This window comes from Marinobacter sp. CH_CUG1437-1, assembly GCF_037029655.1.
Taxonomy (GTDB): Bacteria; Pseudomonadota; Gammaproteobacteria; order Pseudomonadales; family Oleiphilaceae; genus Marinobacter; species Marinobacter salsuginis.
The window spans coordinates 1-23,909 of the sequence record NZ_JAYMEW010000008.1; the positions used below are offsets into that span (position 1 = coordinate 1).

The 23,909-nt window shown below is 58.1% G+C and carries 21 protein-coding genes, 1 tRNA gene and 1 pseudogene; 15 read left to right on the forward strand and 8 right to left on the reverse strand.

The window, feature by feature from the left end:
• A pseudogene (gene carB / locus WA411_RS17040) lies at positions 1-502 on the forward strand (carbamoyl-phosphate synthase large subunit); the annotation flags it as partial.
• A 4-nt stretch (positions 503-506) separates the two neighbouring features.
• Entirely contained in the window at positions 507-986 is a 480-nt protein-coding gene (gene greA, locus WA411_RS17045; RefSeq protein ID WP_082905172.1) for a transcription elongation factor GreA, read from the forward strand.
• A 77-nt stretch (positions 987-1,063) separates the two neighbouring features.
• Here the strand turns inward: greA and yhbY are convergent, their stop codons facing one another.
• Positions 1,064-1,375, reverse strand: coding sequence for a ribosome assembly RNA-binding protein YhbY (gene yhbY, locus WA411_RS17050; protein ID WP_069181917.1), 312 nt, complete (start codon positions 1,373-1,375; stop codon positions 1,064-1,066).
• Positions 1,376-1,764: 389 nt separating this feature from the next.
• On the opposite strand from yhbY, the gene ftsH reads away from it, so the two are divergent.
• The 13 genes from ftsH to pnp all read left to right on the forward strand — a co-directional run bounded on the left by ftsH (position 1,765) and on the right by pnp (position 16,414).
• Complete coding sequence (gene ftsH, locus WA411_RS17055; protein WP_194839041.1) at positions 1,765-3,708, forward strand: ATP-dependent zinc metalloprotease FtsH; 1,944 nt, start codon at positions 1,765-1,767, stop codon at positions 3,706-3,708.
• Positions 3,709-3,800: 92 nt separating this feature from the next.
• Positions 3,801-4,631: a dihydropteroate synthase gene (gene folP, locus WA411_RS17060; protein ID WP_209400091.1), complete on the forward strand. Its 831-nt coding sequence runs from the start codon at positions 3,801-3,803 to the stop codon at positions 4,629-4,631.
• On the forward strand, positions 4,631-5,974 hold the full coding sequence (glmM, locus tag WA411_RS17065; protein WP_291908295.1) for a phosphoglucosamine mutase: 1,344 nt from the start codon (positions 4,631-4,633) through the stop codon (positions 5,972-5,974). The genes folP and glmM overlap by 1 nt, the downstream gene beginning before the upstream one ends.
• 75 nt (positions 5,975-6,049) lie before the next feature.
• The gene (gene tpiA, locus WA411_RS17070) at positions 6,050-6,808 is read left to right on the forward strand and encodes a triose-phosphate isomerase (protein WP_291908297.1); all 759 of its coding nucleotides are present in this window, start codon (positions 6,050-6,052) and stop codon (positions 6,806-6,808) included.
• Between the two features lie 24 nt (positions 6,809-6,832).
• Complete coding sequence (gene secG / locus WA411_RS17075) at positions 6,833-7,213, forward strand: preprotein translocase subunit SecG (RefSeq protein ID WP_008171532.1); 381 nt, start codon at positions 6,833-6,835, stop codon at positions 7,211-7,213.
• Positions 7,214-7,220: 7 nt separating this feature from the next.
• Positions 7,221-7,305 (forward strand) — tRNA-Leu (locus tag WA411_RS17080).
• A 320-nt stretch (positions 7,306-7,625) separates the two neighbouring features.
• On the forward strand, positions 7,626-8,087 hold the full coding sequence (rimP, locus tag WA411_RS17085; protein WP_064230003.1) for a ribosome maturation factor RimP: 462 nt from the start codon (positions 7,626-7,628) through the stop codon (positions 8,085-8,087).
• Positions 8,088-8,142: 55 nt separating this feature from the next.
• A complete protein-coding gene (nusA, locus tag WA411_RS17090) occupies positions 8,143-9,636 on the forward strand; it encodes a transcription termination factor NusA (RefSeq protein ID WP_069181910.1) in 1,494 nt (497 codons plus the stop codon).
• Positions 9,637-9,654: 18 nt separating this feature from the next.
• On the forward strand, positions 9,655-12,204 hold the full coding sequence (gene infB / locus WA411_RS17095; RefSeq protein WP_291908303.1) for a translation initiation factor IF-2: 2,550 nt from the start codon (positions 9,655-9,657) through the stop codon (positions 12,202-12,204).
• A 25-nt stretch (positions 12,205-12,229) separates the two neighbouring features.
• Positions 12,230-12,655, forward strand: coding sequence for a 30S ribosome-binding factor RbfA (gene rbfA / locus WA411_RS17100; RefSeq protein ID WP_069181908.1), 426 nt, complete (start codon positions 12,230-12,232; stop codon positions 12,653-12,655).
• Positions 12,652-13,593, forward strand: a complete 942-nt coding sequence (gene truB / locus WA411_RS17105; protein ID WP_209400100.1) for a tRNA pseudouridine(55) synthase TruB — start codon at positions 12,652-12,654, stop codon at positions 13,591-13,593. Before rbfA ends, truB begins: the two co-directional genes overlap by 4 nt.
• Before the next feature lie 78 nt (positions 13,594-13,671).
• Complete coding sequence (gene rpsO / locus WA411_RS17110; protein ID WP_008171539.1) at positions 13,672-13,941, forward strand: 30S ribosomal protein S15; 270 nt, start codon at positions 13,672-13,674, stop codon at positions 13,939-13,941.
• 358 nt (positions 13,942-14,299) lie between these two features.
• On the forward strand, positions 14,300-16,414 hold the full coding sequence (gene pnp / locus WA411_RS17115) for a polyribonucleotide nucleotidyltransferase (RefSeq protein WP_418766815.1): 2,115 nt from the start codon (positions 14,300-14,302) through the stop codon (positions 16,412-16,414).
• A 192-nt stretch (positions 16,415-16,606) separates the two neighbouring features.
• On the opposite strand, the gene WA411_RS17120 is transcribed toward pnp, so the two are convergent.
• The 7 genes from WA411_RS17120 to livH all read right to left on the reverse strand — a co-directional run bounded on the left by WA411_RS17120 (position 16,607) and on the right by livH (position 23,779).
• A complete protein-coding gene (locus WA411_RS17120; RefSeq protein ID WP_291908309.1) occupies positions 16,607-17,485 on the reverse strand; it encodes an alpha/beta hydrolase in 879 nt (292 codons plus the stop codon).
• Positions 17,455-19,320 carry an Lnb N-terminal periplasmic domain-containing protein gene (locus WA411_RS17125; RefSeq protein WP_291908311.1) on the reverse strand — a complete coding sequence of 622 codons (1,866 nt, stop codon included), beginning with the start codon at positions 19,318-19,320 and terminating at the stop codon, positions 17,455-17,457. Before WA411_RS17125 ends, WA411_RS17120 begins: the two co-directional genes overlap by 31 nt.
• An 88-nt stretch (positions 19,321-19,408) precedes the next feature.
• Positions 19,409-19,873, reverse strand: coding sequence for a DUF3015 domain-containing protein (locus WA411_RS17130; protein ID WP_069181903.1), 465 nt, complete (start codon positions 19,871-19,873; stop codon positions 19,409-19,411).
• Between the two features lie 238 nt (positions 19,874-20,111).
• The gene (locus WA411_RS17135) at positions 20,112-20,813 is read right to left on the reverse strand and encodes an ABC transporter ATP-binding protein (RefSeq protein ID WP_136631388.1); all 702 of its coding nucleotides are present in this window, start codon (positions 20,811-20,813) and stop codon (positions 20,112-20,114) included.
• Positions 20,814-20,822: 9 nt separating this feature from the next.
• A complete protein-coding gene (livG, locus tag WA411_RS17140; RefSeq protein ID WP_069181901.1) occupies positions 20,823-21,578 on the reverse strand; it encodes a high-affinity branched-chain amino acid ABC transporter ATP-binding protein LivG in 756 nt (251 codons plus the stop codon).
• A 6-nt stretch (positions 21,579-21,584) separates the two neighbouring features.
• Positions 21,585-22,856: a high-affinity branched-chain amino acid ABC transporter permease LivM gene (locus WA411_RS17145; protein ID WP_209400106.1), complete on the reverse strand. Its 1,272-nt coding sequence runs from the start codon at positions 22,854-22,856 to the stop codon at positions 21,585-21,587.
• Positions 22,856-23,779 carry a high-affinity branched-chain amino acid ABC transporter permease LivH gene (gene livH / locus WA411_RS17150; RefSeq protein WP_069181899.1) on the reverse strand — a complete coding sequence of 308 codons (924 nt, stop codon included), beginning with the start codon at positions 23,777-23,779 and terminating at the stop codon, positions 22,856-22,858. The genes WA411_RS17145 and livH overlap by 1 nt, the downstream gene beginning before the upstream one ends.
• Positions 23,780-23,909 lie beyond the last annotated feature (130 nt).

Here is a 23,909-nt window from a genome sequence, read left to right on the forward strand (position 1 = left end):
CCTGGGGCCGGAAATGAAGTCGACCGGTGAGGTCATGGGCCTGGGTGACAGCTTTGATGAGGCCTTTGCCAAGGCTGCCCTGGCGGTGGGCGAGCGTCTGCCTGCCAAAGGCACCGCCTTCATGTCCGTACGGGATGTGGACAAGCCGGGCGCCGCCAAGGTGGCGCGGGACCTGGTGGAAGCCGGATTCAAGCTGATTGCCACCACCGGCACCGCCAAGGCCCTGAAAGAGGCCGGAATCGAGGTGGATCGGGTGAACAAGGTCCGTGAGGGGCGTCCGCATATTGTGGATGCCATCAAGAACGGTCAGGTTCAGCTGATCATCAATACCACTGAAGGTCGTAAGGCTATTTCCGACTCAGCGCAGATCCGCCAGTCGGCCTTGCAGACCAAGGTGACCTACACAACAACACTGGCGGGCGGCGAAGCCTTCTGCCGGGCCATCAAGTTTGGCCCGGAGCGCACTGTACGCCGCCTCCAGGATCTTCACGCAGGAAAGTGAGACTATGGCTGACAGAGTACCGATGACAAAGGCGGGCGAAACCCGCCTCCGCGAGGAGCTTCAGAAGCTGAAGTCCGAGGACCGTCCGCGGGTTATTGCGGCGATTGCCGATGCCCGTGAACACGGCGACCTGAAAGAGAACGCCGAATACCACGCTGCCCGAGAGCAACAGAGCTTTATTGAAGGCCGGATTCAGGAAATCGAAGGCAAGCTCTCAGCTGCTCAGGTTATCGACGTGACCACCATGGAGAACACCGGCAAGGTGATCTTCGGTACCACGGTGCATCTGCTGAACATGGACACCGACGAGCAGGTAACCTACAAGATCGTTGGTGAGGATGAGGCGGATATCAAGGCGGGTAAGCTGTCGATCTCTTCTCCCATTGCCCGGGCGCTGGTGGGCAAGAGCGAAGGCGATGTGGTTGCCATTCGCGTGCCTTCCGGTACCGTGGAATACGAGATCGAGCAGGTCGAATACGTCTGATCCGATCTGCAGGTAACAAAAAGCCGGCTCGGGTTTCCCCAGCCGGCTTTTTTGTTCCTGCTTCCCCTGGCGTCAGGTCAGTGCTTGTGGCGCAACAGGTTGGAAAGCTTGGGGTTGGGCTGCTTGGCCCGACGCAAAATGACGGCGATCTTTCCGATGGTCTGGACCAACTCGGCTCCGGAGGACTCGCACAGGGCCGTAATCGCTTCCTGCCTCGCTTCACGGTCCTGGCTGGCCACCTTGATCTTGATCAGCTCGTGATCGTTCAGTGCGCGCTCCAGTTCTTCCTGGAGTCCTTCGGACAGGCCTTTGTCGCCTACGATGATGACGGGCTTGAGGTTGTGGGCAATGGCCCGGTATTCCCGGCGCTGTTCCGGTGAAAGACTCATGATGTAATCTCTTTATCGGTGCAATTAACAAAAGGTCAGCGGCGAAAGTGCTGACTCAAACGTATAATTGGCGAATTGTACCAGATCGCCTCGCTGTAAAAATGGCCGTTAACACGTACCAACGTGGTTGCTGCAGGCTGAAGGAACCAACCCGGGGGCGACGGGTCAAAATGCTCGAACGAACTGAGCCATATCCGGGGTTACTGTTGTAATTTCAGATATGGCACCCAATATGAGGGTTAAAGGGTACTTTTCATCGAAGAGAGTTGTGCGTGGTTTGTGGCCGATACGGATGGGCCGTTTCTGGTGGACGGGCGTACAATTGGTGTAAGGTGTCGGAAAAGGGTGCTTTGCGAAAGGCGTTCCCTTCAATTCACAGGTGATGATCCTTGAACGATATGGCAAAAAATCTGGTTCTCTGGCTAATCATAGCCGCCGTGCTGCTGATGGTGTTTCAGAATTTCTCTCCCACCACCACCGGCCAACAAGTCAACTATTCCCAGTTTGTGGAGATGGTCCAGCAAGGCCAGGTCCGTCAGGTCACAATCGATGGGTTGCAGGTTCAGGGTACCCGTGGTGACGGCTCCCAGTTCCAGACAATCCGTCCTCAGGTGTCTGACAACAAGCTGATGGACGATCTGCTCGCAAACAACGTCGAGGTCATTGGTAAGGAGCCTGAGCGCCAGAGCCTGTGGACTCAGCTGCTGGTGGCGGCGTTCCCGATACTGATCATCATCGCACTGTTTGTGTTCTTCATGCGCCAGATGCAGGGCGGCGGTGGCGGCAAAGGCCCCATGTCGTTCGGCAAGAGCAAGGCGCGCCTGATGAGCGAAGACCAGATCAAGACCACCTTCGCGGACGTGGCCGGTGTTGATGAGGCCAAGGAAGACGTGAAAGAGCTGGTGGATTTCCTGCGGGATCCGAGCAAGTTCCAGCGGCTCGGTGGCAGTATTCCGAAGGGCGTTCTGATGGTCGGTCAGCCTGGTACAGGTAAGACCCTGCTTGCCAAGGCCATTGCCGGCGAGGCCAAGGTGCCGTTCTTCTCTATCTCGGGTTCTGACTTTGTCGAGATGTTCGTGGGTGTGGGTGCGTCCCGGGTTCGCGACATGTTCGAGCAGGCCAAGAAGCAGAGCCCCTGCATTATCTTTATTGACGAGATCGACGCTGTCGGCCGCCATCGTGGTGCCGGCATGGGCGGTGGTCACGACGAGCGTGAGCAGACCCTGAACCAGTTGCTGGTTGAGATGGACGGTTTTGAGGGTAACGAAGGCGTTATCGTCATTGCTGCAACCAACCGTCCGGATGTTCTTGACCCTGCGCTGTTGCGTCCGGGTCGTTTTGACCGCCAGGTGGTGGTCGGTTTGCCGGATATTATTGGCCGTGAGCAGATTCTGAAGGTGCACATGAAGAAGGTGCCCCTGGCGGATGGCGTGGAGCCGGTTCTGATTGCTCGTGGCACGCCAGGATTTTCCGGTGCGGATCTCGCCAACCTGGTGAACGAGGCAGCTCTGTTTGCGGCCCGTCGCAACCAGCGTCTGGTGTCCATGGAAGAATTCGAACTCGCCAAAGACAAAATCATGATGGGCGCCGAGCGCAAGTCCATGGTGATGAGCGAGAAGGAAAAGCGCAACACGGCGTATCACGAGTCCGGGCACGCGATTGTCGGCCGGTTGATGCCGGAACACGATCCGGTCTATAAGGTGAGTATTATCCCTCGCGGTCGTGCTCTGGGTGTCACCATGTTCCTCCCCGAAGAGGACAAGTACAGCCACAGCAAGCGCTTCCTGATCAGCTCCATCTGCAGCTTGTTCGGTGGTCGTATCGCGGAAGAGCTGACACTCGGCTTTGACGGCGTTACCACCGGCGCGTCCAACGACATTGAGCGGGCGACCAGCCTGGCGCGGAACATGGTGACTCGCTGGGGTCTGTCCGAAAAGCTTGGGCCTTTGCAGTACGACACCGACAGTGAAGAGCCTTTCCTCGGCCGCTCTGCGGGCCAGTCCCAGACGGTGTATTCGCCGGAGACGGCCCAGCGCATTGATGAGGAAGTCCGGAATATCATCGACAGCTGCTACGAGAAAGCCAAGCAGATCCTGATCGACAACCGGGAAAAGCTCGATCTGATGGCCGAAGCCTTGATGAAATACGAGACTATCGACCGTTACCAGATCGACGACATCATGGAAGGTCGCGAACCGCGTCCGCCCAAAGGTTGGGATGGTAGTGGCCCCACTGGAGGCGTGAAGGCCGATGAGCCTGAAGCGGCGCCGGAGCCGAAGTCCTCGGATGACGGCCGTCATCCCGGTGTTGGTCGACCGGCTGGAGAGCACTGACAGTCAGTGGCTTCCGGTTAGAAATAGTGTAATTCCCTGCGCCGCCCGGATTCCGGGCGGCGTTTGTTTTTGTCATTGAAAAAAGGTTTGCCATGAAAATGAATTTTGCCGGCCGGGAACTGGATATGTCCCGCTGCCATGTGATGGGCATCTTGAATGTAACACCGGATTCGTTTTCCGATGGCGGGCAATTCAACCGGCCTGATGCGGCCCTCGCCAGAGCAAGGCAGATGGTTGCCGATGGCGCCACTTTCATCGATATCGGCGGCGAATCCACGAGGCCGGGAGCGACGCCGGTCTCCGTCCAGGAGGAGCTGGATCGGGTATGCCCGGTGGTGGAAGCCGCTGCCCGGGAGCTGGATGCAGTGATTTCGGTAGACACCAGTGCACCGGAAGTCATGGCCGAGACGGCAAAGCTCGGCGCCGGGCTTATTAATGATGTTCGCGCCCTTCAGCGTGACGGTGCTCCGGAAGTTGCAGCGCAGGCGGGTATCCCTGTTTGCATCATGCATATCCAGGGAGAGCCGGATACCATGCAGGATCGCCCGGAATACCGTAACGTGCGGCGCGAGGTGAGTGCCTTTCTCACGGAGCGTATGCGTGTTGCAGAGCTTGCCGGTATTCGCCCCGAAAATATCCTTCTCGATCCCGGCTTCGGTTTCGGAAAGAGCCTTGAGCACAATCTGCAGCTGCTGGCCTGTCTTGAGCAGATGCATATCCTTGGGCATCCGTTACTGGTTGGCGTTTCCAGGAAGTCCATGCTGGGGCATATCACCGGCCGGGACGTGAATGAAAGGTTGCCTGCAAGCGTTGCGGCCGCGACAATAGCGGCCATGAAGGGTGCGAGCATTATTCGCGTGCACGATGTAAGGGAAACAGTAGACGCCGTCCGTGTGGTGGCGGCAGTGAAGGAGGCAGGTTGATGTCCGAGAGAAAGTACTTTGGTACGGACGGTATTCGCGGACGCGTGGGTGAGTTTCCGATAACGCCGGAATTCATGCTCAAACTGGGTTGGGCCGCCGGCCAGGCCTTCAAGCGGGATGGTCAGCGCAACAGCGTGCTGATCGGCAAGGATACCCGGCTTTCCGGTTACATGTTCGAGTCCGCCCTGGAAGCCGGCCTTGCGGCTGCAGGCGTCGATGTAAAGCTTCTCGGCCCGATGCCGACGCCCGCTATTGCCTACCTGACCCGCACTTTCCGTGCCTCGGCGGGTATTGTGATCAGTGCCTCCCACAACCCCCATCATGATAACGGTATAAAGTTCTTCTCGGCGGCCGGTACCAAGCTTGATGACGCCCTGGAGGCAGAGATTGAGCGCTGGCTGGATAAGCCCATTGAAGTCTGCGGGCCAACCGAGCTGGGCAAGGCCTCCCGGGTGGACGATGCCCCCGGCCGGTATGTGGAATTCTGCAAGAGCACCGTGCCCAACGAATTTACCCTCGACGGGATGAACATCGTGCTGGATTGTGCCCATGGGGCGACTTACCACGTGGCGCCCAAGGTGTTTCGTGAGCTTGGCGCCAAAGTGTCGGTGATTGGCGCTGATCCGGATGGCCTTAACATCAATCTGAACGTCGGCTCCACGCATCTGGACGCACTCAAGGCCGCAGTGGTCGAAAAACGCGCTGACCTGGGCATTGCGTTCGATGGTGATGGCGACCGGGTTTTGATGGTGGACCGTGACGGCTCTGAAGTGGACGGCGATGAGCTGCTCTACGTCATTGCCTCCCAGCGGTTTGCGGAAGATCGCCTTAAAGGCGGCGTCGTGGGTACGCTGATGACCAACCTGGGCGTTGAGCTTGCGCTGAATGAAATCGGAATCGAATTCGAGCGCGCGAAAGTTGGCGATCGTTACGTGATGGAGCGCCTGCTGGCGAACAACTGGGTTTTGGGTGGCGAGGGCTCTGGCCACATGGTTATCCGCGACTGCACCAGCACCGGCGACGGTATTGTTTCGGCGCTGCAGGTTCTGCTCTCTGTCTGGAAGTCCGGGAAAACGCTTTCCGAGCTGCGCCAGGGTATGAGCAAGCTGCCTCAGACAATGATCAATGTCCGGGTAGAACAGCGTTTCGATCCGTTCAGTCGTGACGATATCGTAGCTGCGGTTCGTAAATTCGAAACAGAGTTGGGCGGCTCCGGCCGAATTCTGCTCAGGGCCTCTGGAACCGAACCGCTGATCAGGGTGATGGCGGAAGGCCAGGATGCCAACGAAATTGTGCGAGTGGTCGAGGAGCTGGCGAAAGTCGTGGAGAAATCCACCGCTTAATTTTGTGTTTTCAGGCGGTTGTCTGCCGGGAGGGAGTGCTGTATAGTTCGCCCTCCCTCACGTTCGGGAACTGTTATGCGTCGAAAGATCGTAGCCGGAAACTGGAAAATGAACGGGTCGAAAGCCCTGGCGCAGACGCTGGTAAGCGATGTGCAATCCCAGACGGCCTCTCTTGATAATGGCGTCGAGGTTGTTATTATTCCTCCCGCAATTTATGTCGGAGACGTAGTCGCGAACGCAGGTGGTAGCCTGTCGGTTGGCGTTCAGAACGTGGGGCAGTGGAGTTCCGGTGCCTACACCGGCGAGATTTCTGCGGAAATGGCGGTGGATCAGGGTTGTCAGTATGCCCTGATCGGGCACTCCGAGCGTCGTCAGCTCTTTGGTGAGTCCGACGATGTGGTTGCGGAAAAGGTTGGTCGCGTCATCTCCGCGGGGCTTCATGCAGTGCTCTGTGTCGGTGAGACTCTGGAAGAGCGCGAGGCGGGAAAAGCGGAGTCTGTGGTCGCTTCCCAGGTGAAGGCCGGGCTGGTAGGCGTTGCAAAGGATCAGTGGCAACGCGTGATTGTTGCTTACGAGCCGGTCTGGGCAATTGGCACAGGCAAAACCGCGACGGCGCAAGATGCCCAGGCAATGCATGCGTCGCTCCGGCAGGTGCTTTCAGAGATGGGCGCGCCGGCGAATGAGATATCCCTGCTTTACGGGGGCAGCGTAAAAGCGGATAATGCAGCCGCTCTTTTTGCCGAGCCGGATATTGACGGCGGTTTAATCGGTGGAGCGTCGCTTGTAGCAGAAGATTTTGTGAGTATTTGCCGGAGTGTTCCGGCGGGTACCTGAATTTAAAGGTTCGCGAGAGTCGTTATGGATTGGGTAGAAACACTGGTAGTCGTTGTGCACGTGGTTATCGCGGTGGCGCTGGTGGGTCTGGTGCTGATCCAGCAGGGCAAGGGCGCCGACGCTGGTGCTGCCTTTGGTGGTGGTGCTTCCCAGACGGTTTTTGGTAGCCAGGGCAGCGGCAGCTTTCTGACCCGCTTTACGACCCTGCTCGCAGTGGTATTTTTTGTAACAAGTTTCTCGCTGGCGATTTTTGCCAAGCAGCGTGCCGAAGTGGCAGGGGAAGCGGGTATTCCTGTTGTTCAGGAATCCAGCAGTGCCGCCCCGGCTGACACCGCTGCCGATAACGGCGAAGCCGCAGCCAGCGAAGCCGAGGGTGGGGAGTCTGATCTCCCTGAGCTCGAGTAAGAATGTTGCCCGGGTGGTGAAACTGGTAGACACGCTATCTTGAGGGGGTAGTGGCGAAAGCCGTGCCGGTTCGAGTCCGGCCCCGGGCACCATATTAGAAGAAAAACGGCTTGGAGTTTCCAGGCCGTTTTTTTTGGTCAGTCCTTGACCAGTCTGTCCGGCGTCTCTATACTCCGGCGGATATTGGGACCTGCCGCGTGGTGCTGGCGGGTTTCTGGCAGGCCAGGTGTCTGTCAGCAGGAAACGGTACACCGGTTTGTTTCCTGCGAGTTCTTGCAACAAAAGGCCCCATTGTTCGGGGCTTTTTGATTAAGGGGCCTGGCGCAACGGGCCCTGGTGCATAAAAAGGGCTGATAAAACAGCCCTTTTTTTGTTTTTGGGGCCGGTAAATTGATAACGGAGAAGGCACAACTTGTCAGCCAAGCTTAAGCAACTGGAAGACATTCTTCAGCCCGTCGTGGAAGGTCTGGGGTATGAGTTCTGGGGCATTGAATTCCGCTCGCAGGGCCATCATTCCCTGTTACGGGTGTTTATTGACGATGCCGAGAACGGCATCGGCATCGACGACTGCGAAAAAGTCAGTCGTCAGATCAGCGGTGTGATGGATGTGGAAGATCCCATCCAGACCGAATACACACTGGAGGTCTCATCCCCGGGGATGGATCGCCCGCTGTTTCGTCTAGAGCAATACGAGGCCTTTGTTGGTCACCAGGTTCAGATTCGTCTCCGGATGGCATTTGAAGGTCGCCGGAAGTTTCAGGGGCTGATCAAAGGCGTGGAAGGTGATGATGTGGTTGTGGTCGTTGATGATCACGAGTATCTGCTGCCATTCGACAGCATTGAAAAAGCCCACATCGTGCCGGTATTTGAATGAACGATCTGAATGAAGTCCGTGGACGCACAGTTGATTTTAAGGGCAGGGCAATCCAATGAGTAAAGAGATCTTGCTGGTGGTTGAATCCGTCTCGAACGAGAAAGGTGTCGAGAAGGATGTAATTTTTGAGGCGATCGAGCTGGCACTGGCCACCGCTGCCAAAAAGCGCTTTGAAGACGAAGAGGCGGATATTCGCGTATCAATCGACCGGAAAACCGGCGAATACGAGACCTTCCGCCGTTGGCTCGTGGTCGATAACGATGCCGTTCCTGCGCTTGGCACTGAGCTTACCCTGCAGGAAGCCGAAGAGATCGACCCGGCCCTGAAGCCTGGTGATATCCACGAGGAGAAGATCGAGTCTGAAGCCTTTGGCCGCATCGGAGCCCAGGCCGCCAAGCAGATTATCTTCCAGAAGGTTCGTGAGGCAGAGCGCACCAAGATCGTGGACAGCTACCGCGACCGCGTTGGTGAGCTGGTCTCGGGTACTGTAAAGAAGGTGACCCGGGACAATGTCATTGTTGATCTGGGTGCCAACGCAGAGGCGCTGTTGCCCCGTGAATACCTGATCCCGCGCGAGACGTTCCGCATGGGCGACCGTGTGCGCTCCCTGCTGCTGGAAATTCGCACCGATCATCGCGGCCCCCAGTTGATTCTGAGCCGCACCTCTCCGCAGATGCTGATCGAGCTGTTCCGCATCGAAGTGCCGGAGATTGCTGAAGAGCTGATCGAGATCCGTGGTGCTGCCCGTGACCCCGGTTCCCGGGCCAAAATTGCGGTGAAGACCAACGATCGGCGTATCGATCCCGTTGGTGCCTGCGTTGGTATGCGAGGCTCCCGGGTTCAGGCAGTGTCCAATGAGCTGGGCGGTGAGCGTGTTGATATCGTGCTGTGGGACGACAACCCGGCCCAACTGGTAATCAATGCCATGGCGCCGGCAGAAGTTGCGTCCATCGTTATGGATGAAGACCGGCACACCATGGAAGTGGCTGTGGCGGAGGACAACCTGGCACAGGCAATCGGCCGGAACGGACAGAACGTTCGCCTGGCCACGGACCTGACAGGCTGGACCCTGAACGTGATGACCGAGGAAGAAGCCGGTGAGCGTCAGGAGCAGGAATACAGCCGGCTTGTCGAGCATTTCACTGGCAATCTGGACGTTGATGAAGAATTTGCCGGTGTGCTGATCGAGGAAGGGTTTACCTCCATTGAAGAGGTGGCCTATGTGCCAATGGAAGAGATGCTGGCGATCGAAGGCTTTGACGAAGAGACCGTCACCGAGCTGCGCCGTCGTGCCAAGGACGTCCTGCTTAACCAGGCCCTGGCAAGCGAGGAAGCGCTCGAGGGTGCCGAGCCGGCCGAAGATCTTCTTGGAATGGACGGCATGGACCGTAGCCTGGCCTTTAAACTGGCCGGTATGGGTGTGCGCACCATGGAAGATCTGGCAGAGCAGTCGGTAGACGACTTGCTCGAGATTGAAGGTATGGATGAAGAGCGTGCTGGTCAGCTTATCATGACTGCACGTGCCCCCTGGTTTGAAGACCAGGCCTAATTCGGGAGGAGGACCAGTATGGCTGAAGTAACGGTAAAACAACTGGCCGAAGATGTAGGCGCTCCCGTGGATCGTTTGCTGAAGCAGATTGTGGAGGCTGGCCTGAAAGCCCGCTCCGAGAATGATTCTGTCTCCAGCGATGAGAAGCAGCAGTTGCTGGCCTATTTGAGAAAAACTCACGGTGAGGCAGACGCCGAACCGCGCAAGATTACCCTGAAGCGTAAGACCACCACCACGCTCAAGGCCGGCAAGGCAAAGACCGTCAATGTTGAGGTTCGCAAGCGCCGTACCTACATCAAACGGGCTGAATTGCAGCCTGAGGCTGAAGCACCGAAACCGGAAGAGCCGGTAGCAGAGCAGCAGCCGGAGCAACCACCGGTTGAAGAGGCGCCAAAGGTAGCAGCTGAGCAGGCGCCGCAGGCTGAGGTAGAGAAGCCGGCCGAGGCAGCAACATCCGAGCAGCCGGAACAGGCAGAAAAACCAGAGCCGAAGAAAGAGCCCGAGCCTGAGCCCGAGCCGGTTCCCGCTCCGGAAGACATGCCGATGCCGCCGCCCGAGGGCGAAGGCAAGGATCGCAAGCCGAAGAAAAAGAAAGAGAAAGTTCGCGAGCGCGGCGACGAGATTGAAGAGGGCAAGCCTAAGAAGAAACAGGCTGGCCATCGTGGTCCTCGCAGCCGCCCGGTGGAAGAGCCGCTGGTTATCTCCGAGGACGAGGAAGAGACCACGCTGCGTAAGCCGCTGCGTGCGAAAAAGAAACCCAAAGAGAAGCGTCATGGCTTCGAGAGGCCGACCAAACCAATGGTCAGAGAAGTAGAGATTCCAGAAACGATTTCTGTCGGTGACCTTGCCCAGCGTATGGCGGTCAAGTCGGCGGATGTCATCAAGACCCTGATGGGCATGGGCGTCATGGCTACCATCAACCAGGCATTGGACCAGGAAACTGCGGTTCTGGTGACCGAGGAGCTGGGCCATAAAGCCAAGACCGTCAGTGAAGACGCGTTCGAGGAAGAGGTTCTGAGCGAGTTCTCCTTCGAAGGTGGCGAAAAAACCAAGCGCGCTCCGGTTGTGAGCGTAATGGGTCACGTTGACCACGGTAAGACCTCCCTGCTGGACTACATCCGCCGTACCAAGGTGGCCTCCGGGGAGTCTGGTGGCATTACCCAGCACATCGGTGCCTATCACGTGGAAACCGATCACGGCATGGTGTCCTTCCTGGATACCCCGGGCCACGCGGCCTTTACTGCCATGCGTGCCCGCGGTGCGCAGTGTACTGACATCGTGGTTCTGGTGGTTGCTGCCGATGATGGTGTCATGCCCCAGACCAAGGAAGCGGTTGATCACGCGCGCTCTGCCGGCGTTCCGATCGTCGTCGCCATCAACAAGATGGACAAGGAAGAAGCCGATCCCGATCGCGTCAAGACCGAACTGGCCGGTATGGAAGTGATTCCGGAAGACTGGGGCGGTGATGTCCAGTTCGTGCCAGTTTCCGCGCACACCGGTGAGGGTATCGAAGACCTGCTTGAAGCACTGTTGCTCCAGGCGGAAGTACTGGAACTTGAGGCAGCTACTGATGCGCCTGCCAAGGGTGTGGTTGTTGAATCCAGTCTCGAGCGTGGACGTGGTTCCGTGGCAACCGTACTGGTTCAGAACGGTACCCTGCGTCAGGGCGACATGGTGGTGGCCGGCTCCTACTTCGGTAAGGTCCGGGCGATGACCGATGAAGCTGGCAAGCAGGTCAAGGAAGCAGGCCCGTCGATTCCGGTCGAGATCCTTGGTTTGAACGGTACACCGGATGCCGGTGACGAGTTCTTCGCCGTTGCCGACGAGAAGAAGGCCAAAGAGCTGGCTGAATTCCGCCAGAGCCGCGAGCGGGAGCAGCGTCTGCAGCGTCAGCAGGCGGCCAAACTCGAGAACCTGTTCGAGAACATGGGCAAAGACGAGGTCAAAACCCTCAATGTGGTGCTCAAGACCGACGTTCGTGGTTCTCTGGAAGCCATCACCAAGGCCCTGCAGGATCTCGGTAACGACGAGGTCCAGGTGAAGATCGTATCGTCCGGTGTGGGTGGCATTGCCGAGACCGACGTCAGCCTGGCCATGGCAACCAACGCGGTTATCTTCGGCTTCAACGTGCGTGCCGACAGTGCTTCCAAGCGCCTGGTTGAGCAGGAAGGTCTGGATCTGCGCTACTACAGCATCATCTACAACCTGATTGATGATGTGAAAGCAGCTCTGACCGGTATGCTGGCTCCGGAGTTCCGCGAAGACATCGTTGGTATTGCCGATGTCCGTGACGTGTTCCGTTCGCCGAAGTTCGGTCAGGTGGCCGGTTGTATGGTTACTGAAGGTACCGTTTACCGTAACAAGCCGATCCGGGTTCTTCGGGACAACGTGGTTATCTTTGAAGGCGAGCTGGAATCCCTGCGCCGCTTCAAGGACGACGTGCCTGAAGTCCGTAACGGCATGGAATGCGGTATTGGCGTTAAGGGTTACGACGTGAAAGTCGGCGACCAGATCGAGGTCTTCGATCGCGTCCGGGTCGAGCGCAAGCTTGAGTCCACCGGCGCCTGATGCGCCCGATTTTGAAGGAAACCTGATGCCAAGAGAGTTCAGTCGTATTGATCGCATCGGCGATCAGATGCAACGGGAACTGGCCCAGCTCATCCAGCGGGAGGTCAAAGACCCGCGGGTGGGCATGGTCACGGTAAACGCGGTCAAGGTCAGTCGTGACCTTGGCTACGCTGATATATATGTGTCCCTGCTTTCCACCGAGGAACTGACGGAGGAGTCGCCGGAGGTCAAGGAATCGATTGCGGTGCTGAACAAGGCCTCGGGCTTTTTGCGGGGCCAGGTAGGCCGCGCAATGAAGCTGAGGGTTGTACCCCAGCTGCGGTTCCACTTCGACACGCTGCAGGGTTACAGCCGCAAGATGGACAGCCTCATTCGCGAAGCCGTCGGCGACAAGCCGGCCGTGCAACGGAATGAAGAGGACGACCAGGATGATCCGGAGCGTAACGCTTGAGCCGCAGACGCAAAGGCCGTGACGTCAACGGTATTCTGGTTATCGACAAGCCGCAGGGTGTGACCTCCAACGGCATTCTGCAGCAGGTCAAGCGTCTGTTCGGGGCGGCCAAGGCCGGCCATACCGGCGCACTTGACCCCCTGGCGACCGGCGTTCTGCCGCTATGCTTCGGTGAGGCCACCAAGTTCTCCCAGATGATGCTCGACAGCGACAAGGCCTACATTGCTACCGCCCGGCTCGGAATCCGAACCGAAACCGGTGACAGCGAGGGCGCGGTCGTTGCTGAAAAGCCTGTGCCAGACGGTCTGACCGCTGACTTGCTGGAGCCGGTACTGGATGGCTTCCGGGGTGATATCCAGCAAGTTCCCTCCATGTATTCGGCGCTCAAGCACAAGGGGCGTCCACTCTACGAATATGCCCGCGAGGGTATTGAGGTTGAGCGTCCGGCAAGGCCGGTGACCATCTACGAACTGACGCTGCTGGACATTCGTGAGAACGAACTGGATATCGCGGTCAGCTGCACCAAGGGTACGTACATTCGCTCACTGGTTGAGGATATCGGTGAAGCTCTCGGTTGCGGTGCCCATGTGACTGCATTGCGCCGCACCATGGCGTCAGGGTTTACCCTGGCCAATGCCCATGCCGTCAGTGATCTCGAGGCGATGCGCGAACGGGGTGAGAGCCTCGATGGTCTCCTGGTGGCACCGGATGCCGCTCTGTCGATGTTCCCCGAGCACCGTCTGGCGGGGCAGGCGCTGGTATCGATCTTGAACGGACAACCGGTTAGAATACCGGGTCAGGCTTACGAAGGCTTCGTGCGTCTCTATGCAAACGAGAGCGCAAACGAAAGCTTTGTGGGGCTGGCAGAAGCATTCCCGGAAGGCGAGCAGACCAATCTGGTCCCGCGCCGACTGGTGAAGAACAGCGGGAAGCGTTAGGCGCATCGCTGTTTAGCCGGGCTGTAGAGATGCGCGGTTCGGCCGTATTCGAAAGCATCGCAAACAATGAGGTGAGTTATGGCACTTTCTGCCAACGAGAAAGCACAGATCGTTAAGGATTTTCAGCAAGGTGATGGCGATACCGGTTCCCCTGAGGTTCAGGTAGCTCTGCTGAGCGCCAACATCAACAAGCTGCAGGATCACTTCAAGGCCAACAAGCAGGATCACCATTCCCGCCGTGGCCTGATCCGGATGGTTAACCAGCGTCGTAAGCTGCTGGACTATCTCAAGCGCAAGAACGCCGACCGTTACCTGGAGCTCATCCAGCGTCTGGGTCTGCGTCGCTAATCCGGGTCTCTACGACCTGAGGGCTGCGCCGACTTGTTCGGTGGCAGCCGTCGACCAGCAGGCCCTTTGTGGGGTCTGCTGGTTGTGTTTTTCTCCCGCTGCAGTTGGATTGTCTGTGTGTTCGAAGGATTCCCTGTCGTAATGGAAAGCCGAAATTGATAGCAGGTTGTTGAAAAGCCCGGGCCCGGCGGCCTCTGGAACTGCCGCCTCCCAGACCGGGGTTTTGCAACAGCCTGTTAGCTTTCAGACGGGTTGCTCTTCAGACCACAGCACATCATCTGCAGGACTATGGTTTCGAGCGCAGGGGCGCCCGGAACGAATCAATCTGGACCAGATAGACCAGGAGTTTTTTGTGGATCTGAAACCTTTCAAGAAATCATTTGAGCTGGGCGGCAAGACCGTCACTCTGGAAACCGGCCGTATTGCTCGTCAGGCAACCGGTTCTGTATTGGTAACCGTGGATGACATTTCCGTGCTCGGTACCGTTGTCGGCGCGAAAGAAGCCAAGCCAGGCCAGCCGTTCTTCCCGCTGACCGTAAACTACTTCGAGAAGACCTACGCCGTGGGCAAAATCCCGGGTGGTTTCTTCAAGCGCGAAGGTCGTCCTTCCGAGAAGGAAACCCTGACTTCCCGCCTGATCGACCGTCCGATTCGTCCGCTGTTCCCGAACGGCTTCATGAACGAAGTCCAGGTCATCACCACGGTCATGTCCTCCAGCAAGAACCAGGATCCGGATATTGCCGCGATGCTGGCTGCGTCTGCGGCCCTGGCCATTTCAGGTATTCCGTTCGATGGTCCCATCGGCGCATCCCGCGTGGGTTACACCAACGAGCGCGGTTACTTCCTGAACCCGACCTTTGAAGAGCTGGAAACCTCCCTGCTGGACATGGTCGTAGCCGGTACGGAAGACGCGGTGCTGATGGTTGAGTCCGAAGCCAAGGGCCTGACCGAAGACCAGATGCTGGGCGGTGTGCTCTACGGCCACCAGGAAATGCAGACAGCCGTTGCTGCTATCAAGGAATTCGCCGCCGAGATTGGCAAGCCCCGTTGGGACTGGCAGCCGGAGCCGGAAAACACCGAACTGCTGAATACCATCAAGGCCGAGTTCGCCGGTGCCATTGAGGAAGCCTACGGTATCCGTGACAAGATGGCCCGCTACGAGCGTCTTGGCGAGGTGAAAGCCGCTGCCGTTGAAAAACTGGCCGGCGAAGAGGAAGGCCAGCCTTCCGAAGACGAAGTCAAAAAGTACTTCGGAAAGATCGAGAAGAGCGTGGTTCGCCAGCAGGTTATCGATGGCAAGCCCCGGATCGACGGTCGTGACAACAAGACCGTGCGTCCGATCGAAATCGAAGTGGGCGTTCTGCCCAGCGTTCACGGTTCTGCCCTGTTTACACGTGGCGAGACCCAGGCCATCGTGACCACCACGCTGGGTACTTCCCGCGATGTGCAAATCATCGATGCCCTGGAAGGTGAGCGCAAGGATCCGTTCCTGTTCCACTACAACTTCCCTCCTTATTCCGTAGGTGAGGCTGGACGTGTCGGTTCGCCGGGCCGTCGCGAAGTGGGTCACGGTCGTCTGGCCAAGCGTGGTGTTCTGGCGGTCATGCCGACTCTGGAAGAATTCCCGTACGCCATCCGTGCGGTTTCCGAGATCACCGAGTCCAACGGTTCCAGCTCCATGGCCTCGGTCTGTGGTTCCAGCCTGGCGCTGATGGATGCGGGCGTACCTATCAAGGCACCGGTTGCCGGTATCGCCATGGGTCTGGTCAAGGAAGGCGACAAGTTTGCGGTTCTGACCGACATCCTGGGTGACGAGGATCACCTGGGTGACATGGACTTCAAGGTTGCCGGTACCCAGGAGGGCGTCACTGCCCTGCAGATGGATATCAAGATCAACGGCATCACCGACGAGATCATGGAAATCGCGCTTGAGCAGGCTCACGCTGCGCGTCTGCACATCCTTGGCGAGATGAACAAGGTTATCGCTACCCCGCGTGCCGAGCTGTCTGCCCGCGCTCCGAGCATCACCACCATCAAGATCAACCCGGAGAAGATCCGCGACGTTATCGGTAAGGGTGGCTCTACTATCCGTGCGATCTGTGACGAGACCGGCGCTTCCATCGATCTGGATGATGACGGCAACGTGAAGATCTACGCCGACAACCAGGAAGCTGCCCAGGCGGCGGTGAACCGGGTCAAGGAAATCACGGCGGAGATCGAAGTGGGTGCTATCTATAAGGGCCGCGTTGAGCGCATTGTGGACTTCGGTGCCTTTGTTAACATCCTGCCTGGCAAGGATGGTCTGGTGCACATCTCCCAGATCTCTGATCGCCGCATCGAGAACGTGACTGACGAGCTGAGCGAAGGTCAGGAAGTTCTGGTGAAGGTCCTGGATGTGGACAACCGTGGTCGCGTTAAGCTGTCCATGAAGGAAATCAAGGAAGGCGATCAGCCGACCGATTTCTCTGCCTGATCGTTTTCGGGCTTAATAAAAACCCGCCTTTCCTCTGGATTGGCGGGTTTTTTATTGTGCTTGGCTTGGTTGCAAGCGGCTGTTGGGTTTCCCTTTTCAAAAGACGCTACGAGCACATCCATGTGCGCTTGTTTCGGGCCGTCCCTGGCCCTCAACACTTTTGAAAAGGGAAACCCAACAGCCGCCCATACTCTATCGCCCAGAATTCATGAAGCGAAGTACGTCTCTCCGGTACCCGGGAATAACAAACGTCGCCCCGTGAGGCGTATCCGTCTGCAAAAACTCCTTGGGCTGCTCCGCAGCTTCATACAGTGCTTCGCCATGATGGAACGGAATAATTCCGTCCCGAACGCTGTGGATTACCATGACCGGCACTGGGCTGATTCTGGGAATATGGTCCACGCCCTCGTAATTATCAGGAATCGTCCAGCTTAGCGGTATCTGCAATGGCCAGGTGAGCCAGAATTCGCCGAGTTTTTCCCGGGCGATTTTTCGGAACCCTGAAAATGTACCGTCCAGAATGACGCCTTCCAGTCTTGGCTGTTCGTCCCTCTGGGTCCATTCACTGGCCAGGGCGATTCCGAGACCACCGCCAAGGCTTTGGCCGAGGATGTATAGGGGGCGGTCGGTCACGTCTGGCTTTTCGGCCAGCCAGCGCAGGCCGGTTTCCACATCATGCAAGGCACCTTCGATGTCCGGGTCACCGGTGGATTGGCCGTAGCCCCGGTAGTCGATGGTGAAGACGTTGTAGCCTCTCTCGGGCAGCCAGGCCACGTTCAGGATGTGGCTGCTGATATTCTGGGCATTGCCGTGGAGGAAGTAGACCGTGCCCCTGGCGTTGTTCTCAGGGGCTTCTGCGGGCAGCCACCAACCGTGGAGGGTTTCGCCGTCGGCGGTGTCGAGGTAGACGTCTTCGTACTCAAGGTTCAGTCGGTCCGGGGTGATGTAAGTCACCCGGTCCGGGTAGAAAAAGACACTGCTGCAACCGGATAGCAGCATCAGGGTTACCAAAAGCCCGCTAAACCGGACCGTGGTGGCGTTCAGAAATACGCGTGGATTCCGGCTTGCCATAGGCTTTGATACCTGTCGTAGTGGTCTTCCCGGGTGAACTCGGCAAACAGACTGAACTCGCGGCCGATGTGCCAGTTGGCTTTGGCGTAGAGCTGGTCCTGGCGGTGCTGGCTGCTGACGATCCAGGCCTTGGTTTTGGCACCGGCTAGCAGGCTGAACTGGTTGTTCTGATGGAGCAGGCCGATGTCAGCGCCCGGGGCAGCATCGTAGCCGCGGCGCAGGTCGTCGTCGATTTCCAGGTCGGCGGTAGCGATGGCAAACGCCTGGGTCTGATGCCCAAGGCTCCAGCTGCCCCCTGCGCCGCCTTCGAGATAGGGGGTAAGAACCCGGTCGTTGCCAGTGTCAGTGCGGCGGCCACCAAACCCGACCTGCCATGACAGTGGCGAGAAAAACGCGTTCCGCGGGCTCAACGAGCGGATTTCCACGCCGGTGAGCTGTTCCAGTTGCAGCTCGTTGTTGTCGGTATACAGGCGTGCGTCGAGCCGCAGGAACTGGAGCTGGGCGCCGGTGCGATAGCCGGCTGGAGGATCGAGAACGTCGTGGTATGCCGGACGCAGGGTCAGTTGAGTGAACTCCCTGTGTGCCAGTTGGCCTGCCCCGAGGCTCATGCGGAAGGTGTCGTGGCCCTGATCGTCCCTCACAACCGGCTCGGGCGGTTCCTCTGGTGGGGCAACGTCATTGATTTGGCTGCGTTCTCTCAAGAGGTCATGGGAGAGAGGCGCCGCGATTTCCCGGGGCCAGCCGTCGGCCTCGCTTTTATAGCGAACATAATCGTAGGTGGCATCCAGTACATGGGCTCGCTGTTCGGCTGGCAGCGAGCTCACCTCGTTGGCATCGGCGTCTACATAGCCGTTGGCAACGGCCGCCGCGAGGGTTTGGTGGTCGTCGGGCAGGGTGGAGAGGCTGTATGCCACGGAGGTGGCGGCTGACGGCCGGTAATACACATCGCTGACCAGGTCCTTATCCACTACCCAGCGGACGGTGTCCGAGGGAATGGCGTGAGTGCTTACTTCGCCCAGAAGGTCTGTGCCGGGGCGCGCGATGTCTATCAGTGCGAGCAGGCGGTAGGCACAGTTCTCGTCGAAGAAATAGTAGTCAAAGTTACGATCCCGGATTTCCCAGGCGTGGGCGATCATCAGGTTCACTTCTTCCTGTGTGAGGTTCAGTTTGTACTCCCACAGGTCCCGATGCTCGATGTCCGAGTACAGCCTTATTTTTTCGTAGTAGGGCTGGACGGTGGTTATTCCGGGATAGCCGCCAAAAATACCCTTGTAGGCAAACAGCAGTTCACTGTCGTGAGCGGCAGCATCCGCCGCGTAGGAAATCGTGTTGGCCAGCAGCAGATTGGTTTCCTCGTCGTCCTGGGGCGGGTCCAGGCGCAGGAATGTGTGACCGAACATGGAAGACGGACTGTTCAGGTAGGAGGCGGCGAACACCAGGGTCACTGTTTCAGTGTTGAGTGTCTCCGACCATTCCTGATATCCGGGGCAGCTGATTTCGGGCAGCGCCAGATTCAGCTCTTGCTGCAGCCAGGTGGTTCTTGCCGGAAACTGGCAGCGTGCGTGGTCATCACCCTCGCCGGGTTTCTGTATTGCCTCCAGAGTGGCCTGCAGCTCTGACTTTGGCGAGTGCTTGCCGTCTTCGCTGAGAAAAAAGGCCGGGTCGTCTGCCTGGCTGGTGTAGCCATCGCCGAAGGTGTCGGGCTGGTAATGGATCAGTGTGAGCCAGGCAGGGTCAAGATGGAGCTCGGATGTATCTGCAGGAGTATCGGCCTGGGTTGGCAGGCTGACTGCGAGCCAGATCAGGACTGGCCCAATGCGAAGCATGTTGCCCATGGAATGTGCTGCATCCGGGGTTGAACGGTAGAGAGTGGAGCGATGCGCCGTCCCTGGCGCAAGAGCGCGTCCCTTCAGCGAGCCTGGATCAGGCTGCTACGTATTTACTGAGTGACTCGTTTTTCTCCAGCAGCGCGACGATGGCATCGACCGCTTCGCCGGAGGTGGTGTCAGAGCTCGGGAAGATGGTGGCAAAGTTGTCCTGCAGCACCTTGCGGAAGGTGTCACGGTCAGCTTCGTCCACGCCCAGCAATACCGCAAGGGTATCGAGGTTTTCACCGGAACCGCGGGACATGTCACGGGCAACCTTGTCGATGTTGCTGTCCATGTACATGGCCATGGATTGAACAGACTGGTTGGTCTGGCAGCCAAGGGTGCCTGTGGTCATACCGAAGGTCTGGTTACCAAAGGTTCCGTTGGTGGTTGCAGCCAGTACGTGGGGGGCAATACCGGACTGTCCTTTCCAGATCATGGCGCCTACACCACAACCCGGTTGAGCAAAGGCCATGGAGGAAGCACCAAGAAGAATTGCACCTGCGATCAGTTTTTTCATTATCCACTCCTTTCTGTGGTTTAAAGCTGTCGTCGCAATACACAATGCTGCCCCAAGCGTGGAGCAGCATTGCGAAAACGGCCCTGACTGGTCTTGTGGAGACAGGTTGACCGTTGGTCTGAGTATAGTTGATATCCAGCCAACGCAAGTTTAAAGATTGGTGAGTATTTGATTTGGCCCAAAAAAACCGGTGCATGTCGCCACGCACCGGTTCCAGGCAGCTTTTGGACAGTTTGAATCAACCGCCCAGATAGGCGTTCTGGACATCCGGGTTTTCCAGCAGATTCTTGCCTGTGTCGTGCAGGCGAATCTTACCGGTTTCCAACACGTAGCCCCGGTCAGCCAGGTTCAGCGCCTGGTGGGCATTCTGCTCGACCAGGAAGACGGTGATGCCTTCCTCGCGAAGCTGGCCGATGATCTCGAAAATCTGCTTGATCACCAGCGGTGCCAGGCCCAGGGAGGGCTCGTCCAGGATGATCATGCGCGGCTTGCTCATCAGGGCCCGCCCGATGGCGAGCATTTGCTGCTCACCGCCGGACATGGTGCCGGCACGCTGATGTTCCCGCTCCTGAAGACGCGGAAAGAGCTCATAGACGTGATCGATACTCTTGCGGATTTCCGCCTTGGTGTTGAAAAAACCGCCCATATGGAGGTTTTCCTCAACGGTGAGGCCTGAGAATATCCGCCGTCCTTCGGGAACGATGGCAATGCCGGAGCGCATGATCTGGGCGGTGGGTTCGCGGGTGATCTCACGGCCCTCCAGGAAAATGCGACCGGAGCTGGCCTGGGGGTTCCCGCAAACGGTCATCAGCAGGGTAGTCTTGCCCGCGCCGTTGGCGCCGATCAGCGAGACGATCTCACCCTTTTTGACCTCGACAGACACGCCGTGCAAGGCCTCGATCTTGCCGTAATGGGTATGGACATCTTCTAGTACTAGCATGTGTTTACCTCAGGCCTCGCCCAGATAGGCTTTGATCACGTCGTCGTTCTGGCGGATTTCTTCCGGAGTGCCACTGGCCAGGGGGCGCCCCTGGTTGATGACGTTGATGCGATCGGAAATATCCATTACCAGGCTCATGTCGTGCTCAATCAGCACCACGGAAACGTTGTAGTCCTCTTTCAGGCTGACGATCAACTGATTGAGTTCCTTGGTTTCCGCCGGGTTGAGACCGGCTGCCGGCTCGTCGAGCATCAACAGCTTGGGCTCGGTTACCATGCAGCGGGCAATCTCCAGGCGCCGTTGCTGGCCATAGGCCAGGTTGCCGGCTTCCCGGTTGGCCAGGTCCAGCAGGCCTACCCGATCCAGCCAGTAGGCGGCCCGATCCAGGGATTTCTGCTCTTTTGCCCGATAACTGGGGGTTTTGATCAAACCGGAAATCAGGTTGGTGTTGAGGTGGCGGTGTTGCGCCACCAGCAGGTTTTCCACCACCGTCATCTGGCTAAACAGCCGAACATGCTGGAAGGTGCGCACCATCCCAAGTCGGGAGATCTTGTAGTCAGGCTTGCCCTGTACCTCCTTCCCCTCGAACAGGATCTTGCCGCCAGTCGGCTTGTAAAAGCCGCTCATGCAGTTGAAAACGGTGGTTTTTCCGGCCCCGTTGGGGCCGATGATGGACACAATCTCGTGTTCCTGGACGTCCAGAGACACTTCGTCTACCGCCAGCAGGCCGCCGAAGCGCATGGACAGATTCTGTACTTCAAGCATCGTCTGTCACTCCTGCTTTTTCAGTTCAATGTGAATGCGGCGCATGGGCATCAGGCCCTGTGGACGCCAGACCATCATCAGCACCATGGCGGCACCGAAGATCAGCATCCGGTACTCGGAGAACTCACGGGCCAGTTCCGGCAGGATGGTGACAGCGATTGCCGCCAGCACCACACCAATCTGGGAGCCCATGCCGCCGAGTACAACGATGGCAAGGATGATGGCCGATTCCAGGAAGACAAACGATTCGGGGCTGATAAAGCCCTGCTTGGAGGCAAACACGGTACCGGCGAAACCGGCGAAGAAGGCGCCTATGGTAAAGGCCGACAGTTTGACCGCGGTGCGGCTGAGGCCCAGGGAGCGGGCAGCGATTTCATCTTCCCGCAGTGCCTCCCAGGCACGACCAACGGGCATGCGCATGAAGCGACGGATGACCAGAGCTGTGAACACTGCCAGTACCAGGGCGATCAGGTACAGGAAGATCACCTTGTGCTCACCGCTGTAGGCGATGCCAAAGGTTTCGTGGAACGAGGTATTGCCTTCCTCCTTCACCCGGCGACCAAACTCCATGCCGAACAGGGTCGGATCGGGAATGCCGCCAATGCCGTTGGGGCCACCGGTAAGCGTTGTCCAGTTATTCAGCAGGATCCTGATGATCTCACCGAACCCTAGAGTCACGATCGCCAGATAGTCGCCCCGTAGCCGCAGCACCGGGAAACCAAGCACAAGACCGAACAGGGCGGCAAGCAGGGCACCGATGGGCAGCGCCAGCCAGAAGGAAATTCCGACGTACTGTGAAAGCAGCGCAAAGGTATACGCGCCCACGGCATAGAACGCCACATAGCCCAGATCCAACAGCCCGGCCAGGCCAACCACCACGTTCAGGCCAAGGGCCAGCATGATGTAGATCAGCACGAGCGTGGCCAGATCCACCGCACCCCGTGATACGAAGAACGGCCAGAACAGGGCAAGAACCACGATGCCTGTCAGCACCCAGGATTCAATTTTGGCCCGGCGGTTCTCTGCCATGGGCTCCTTGCTGGCCTGGGGAAGGGGATGCGGGAGGCTTTTCAGGCCACCCATGATCTGTTCCCGGAACAGCTGGAACAGGAATACGATCACGGCAGCGAGCAACACCATGACAACGGTGCTGGCATCGGCTCCGGTCAGGGTTACGTTGATGCCCTGGGCCTCAAGGTTAAAGCCGATGATCGGGTAGGAAATGATCAGTGTAATGATCGCGCAAAACAGCGCGTGTCTGAAGTTATTAGCAGCCATCAGATCTTCTCAACCTCCGGTTTGCCGAGCAGGCCGGTGGGTTTGAACAGCAGAATCAGGATCAGCAGGCTGAACGAGATAACGTCCTTGTATTCACCGCTGAGGTAGCCGGAAGTCATACTCTCTGCCACGCCCAGTATCAATCCGCCCAGCATCGCGCCGGGAATGCTGCCAATGCCGCCAAGTACCGCCGCGGTAAAGGCCTTCAAGCCGGCAATGAAGCCGAACAGAGGGTCAACCGAACCGTAGTACATGCCCAGGAGCAGGCCCGCAACCGCTGCCAGAGCCGCACCAATTACAAAGGTTGCGGAAATGATCCGGTTGGTGTCGATGCCAAGCAGGTTGGCCATACCCAGGTCCTGTGATACCGCACGGCAGGCTCGGCCCGTCCGTGAGCGGGATATGAACAGAGACAGGGCGGTCATACAGATCAGCGTGGTGATGAAAATCGTGATCTGCATGTAGGACAGAGACATCTGGAAGCCGTCACCGGAACCGAAGTTGAAACCGCCGTCGATCAGAGCCGGGAAACCGACGTTCCGCGAACCCTGTGCCAGGTGGACGTAGTTCTGGAGAAAGATGGACATGCCGATGGCGGAGATCAGCGGGATCAGGCGATGGCGCCCCCGCACAGGCCGGTAGGCCACCCGTTCCACGGCCCAGCCCATGGAGCTGGAGACGATCATGGCGCAAATCAGCGCAACAATCAGAATCAGTGGTAGCCAGGCAATGCCCAGGGCAGCCAGACCGGTAATGGCAATTAGCGCCGTGTAGGCACCGATCATATAGATTTCACCATGGGCAAAGTTGATCATGCCAATGATGCCGTAAACCATCGTGTAGCCGATGGCGATCAGGGCATAGGTGCTCCCGATCGTCAGCCCGTTGATGAGCTGTTGAAAGAAATACAGGAGGTCTTGCATTGTTATGGGACTCCGAAAGCCTGCTCCCTCCGCTACCACACCCCATGCCCGGGATAACCGTGCAGGAAGTGGGGGAGGATCAACAGGAGCCTAGAAAAACACCTTCTCCCGGATCGCGGTGAGAAGGTGC

What these genes read in the sequence shown, in the direction of transcription:
- greA (WP_082905172.1), top strand. Translation starts at nt 507, where the DNA reads ATGGCTGACAGAGTACCGATGACAAAGGCGGGCGAAACCCGCCTCCGC.
- yhbY (WP_069181917.1), bottom strand. Translation starts at nt 1,375, where the DNA reads ATGAGTCTTTCACCGGAACAGCGCCGGGAATACCGGGCCATTGCCCAC.
- folP (WP_209400091.1), top strand. Translation starts at nt 3,801, where the DNA reads ATGAAAATGAATTTTGCCGGCCGGGAACTGGATATGTCCCGCTGCCAT.
- glmM (WP_291908295.1), top strand. Translation starts at nt 4,631, where the DNA reads ATGTCCGAGAGAAAGTACTTTGGTACGGACGGTATTCGCGGACGCGTG.
- tpiA (WP_291908297.1), top strand. Translation starts at nt 6,050, where the DNA reads ATGCGTCGAAAGATCGTAGCCGGAAACTGGAAAATGAACGGGTCGAAA.
- secG (WP_008171532.1), top strand. Translation starts at nt 6,833, where the DNA reads ATGGATTGGGTAGAAACACTGGTAGTCGTTGTGCACGTGGTTATCGCG.
- nusA (WP_069181910.1), top strand. Translation starts at nt 8,143, where the DNA reads ATGAGTAAAGAGATCTTGCTGGTGGTTGAATCCGTCTCGAACGAGAAA.
- infB (WP_291908303.1), top strand. Translation starts at nt 9,655, where the DNA reads ATGGCTGAAGTAACGGTAAAACAACTGGCCGAAGATGTAGGCGCTCCC.
- rbfA (WP_069181908.1), top strand. Translation starts at nt 12,230, where the DNA reads ATGCCAAGAGAGTTCAGTCGTATTGATCGCATCGGCGATCAGATGCAA.
- rpsO (WP_008171539.1), top strand. Translation starts at nt 13,672, where the DNA reads ATGGCACTTTCTGCCAACGAGAAAGCACAGATCGTTAAGGATTTTCAG.
- WA411_RS17120 (WP_291908309.1), bottom strand. Translation starts at nt 17,485, where the DNA reads ATGGCAAGCCGGAATCCACGCGTATTTCTGAACGCCACCACGGTCCGG.
- WA411_RS17125 (WP_291908311.1), bottom strand. Translation starts at nt 19,320, where the DNA reads ATGGGCAACATGCTTCGCATTGGGCCAGTCCTGATCTGGCTCGCAGTC.
- WA411_RS17130 (WP_069181903.1), bottom strand. Translation starts at nt 19,873, where the DNA reads ATGAAAAAACTGATCGCAGGTGCAATTCTTCTTGGTGCTTCCTCCATG.
- WA411_RS17135 (WP_136631388.1), bottom strand. Translation starts at nt 20,813, where the DNA reads ATGCTAGTACTAGAAGATGTCCATACCCATTACGGCAAGATCGAGGCC.
- livG (WP_069181901.1), bottom strand. Translation starts at nt 21,578, where the DNA reads ATGCTTGAAGTACAGAATCTGTCCATGCGCTTCGGCGGCCTGCTGGCG.
- WA411_RS17145 (WP_209400106.1), bottom strand. Translation starts at nt 22,856, where the DNA reads ATGGCTGCTAATAACTTCAGACACGCGCTGTTTTGCGCGATCATTACA.
- livH (WP_069181899.1), bottom strand. Translation starts at nt 23,779, where the DNA reads ATGCAAGACCTCCTGTATTTCTTTCAACAGCTCATCAACGGGCTGACG.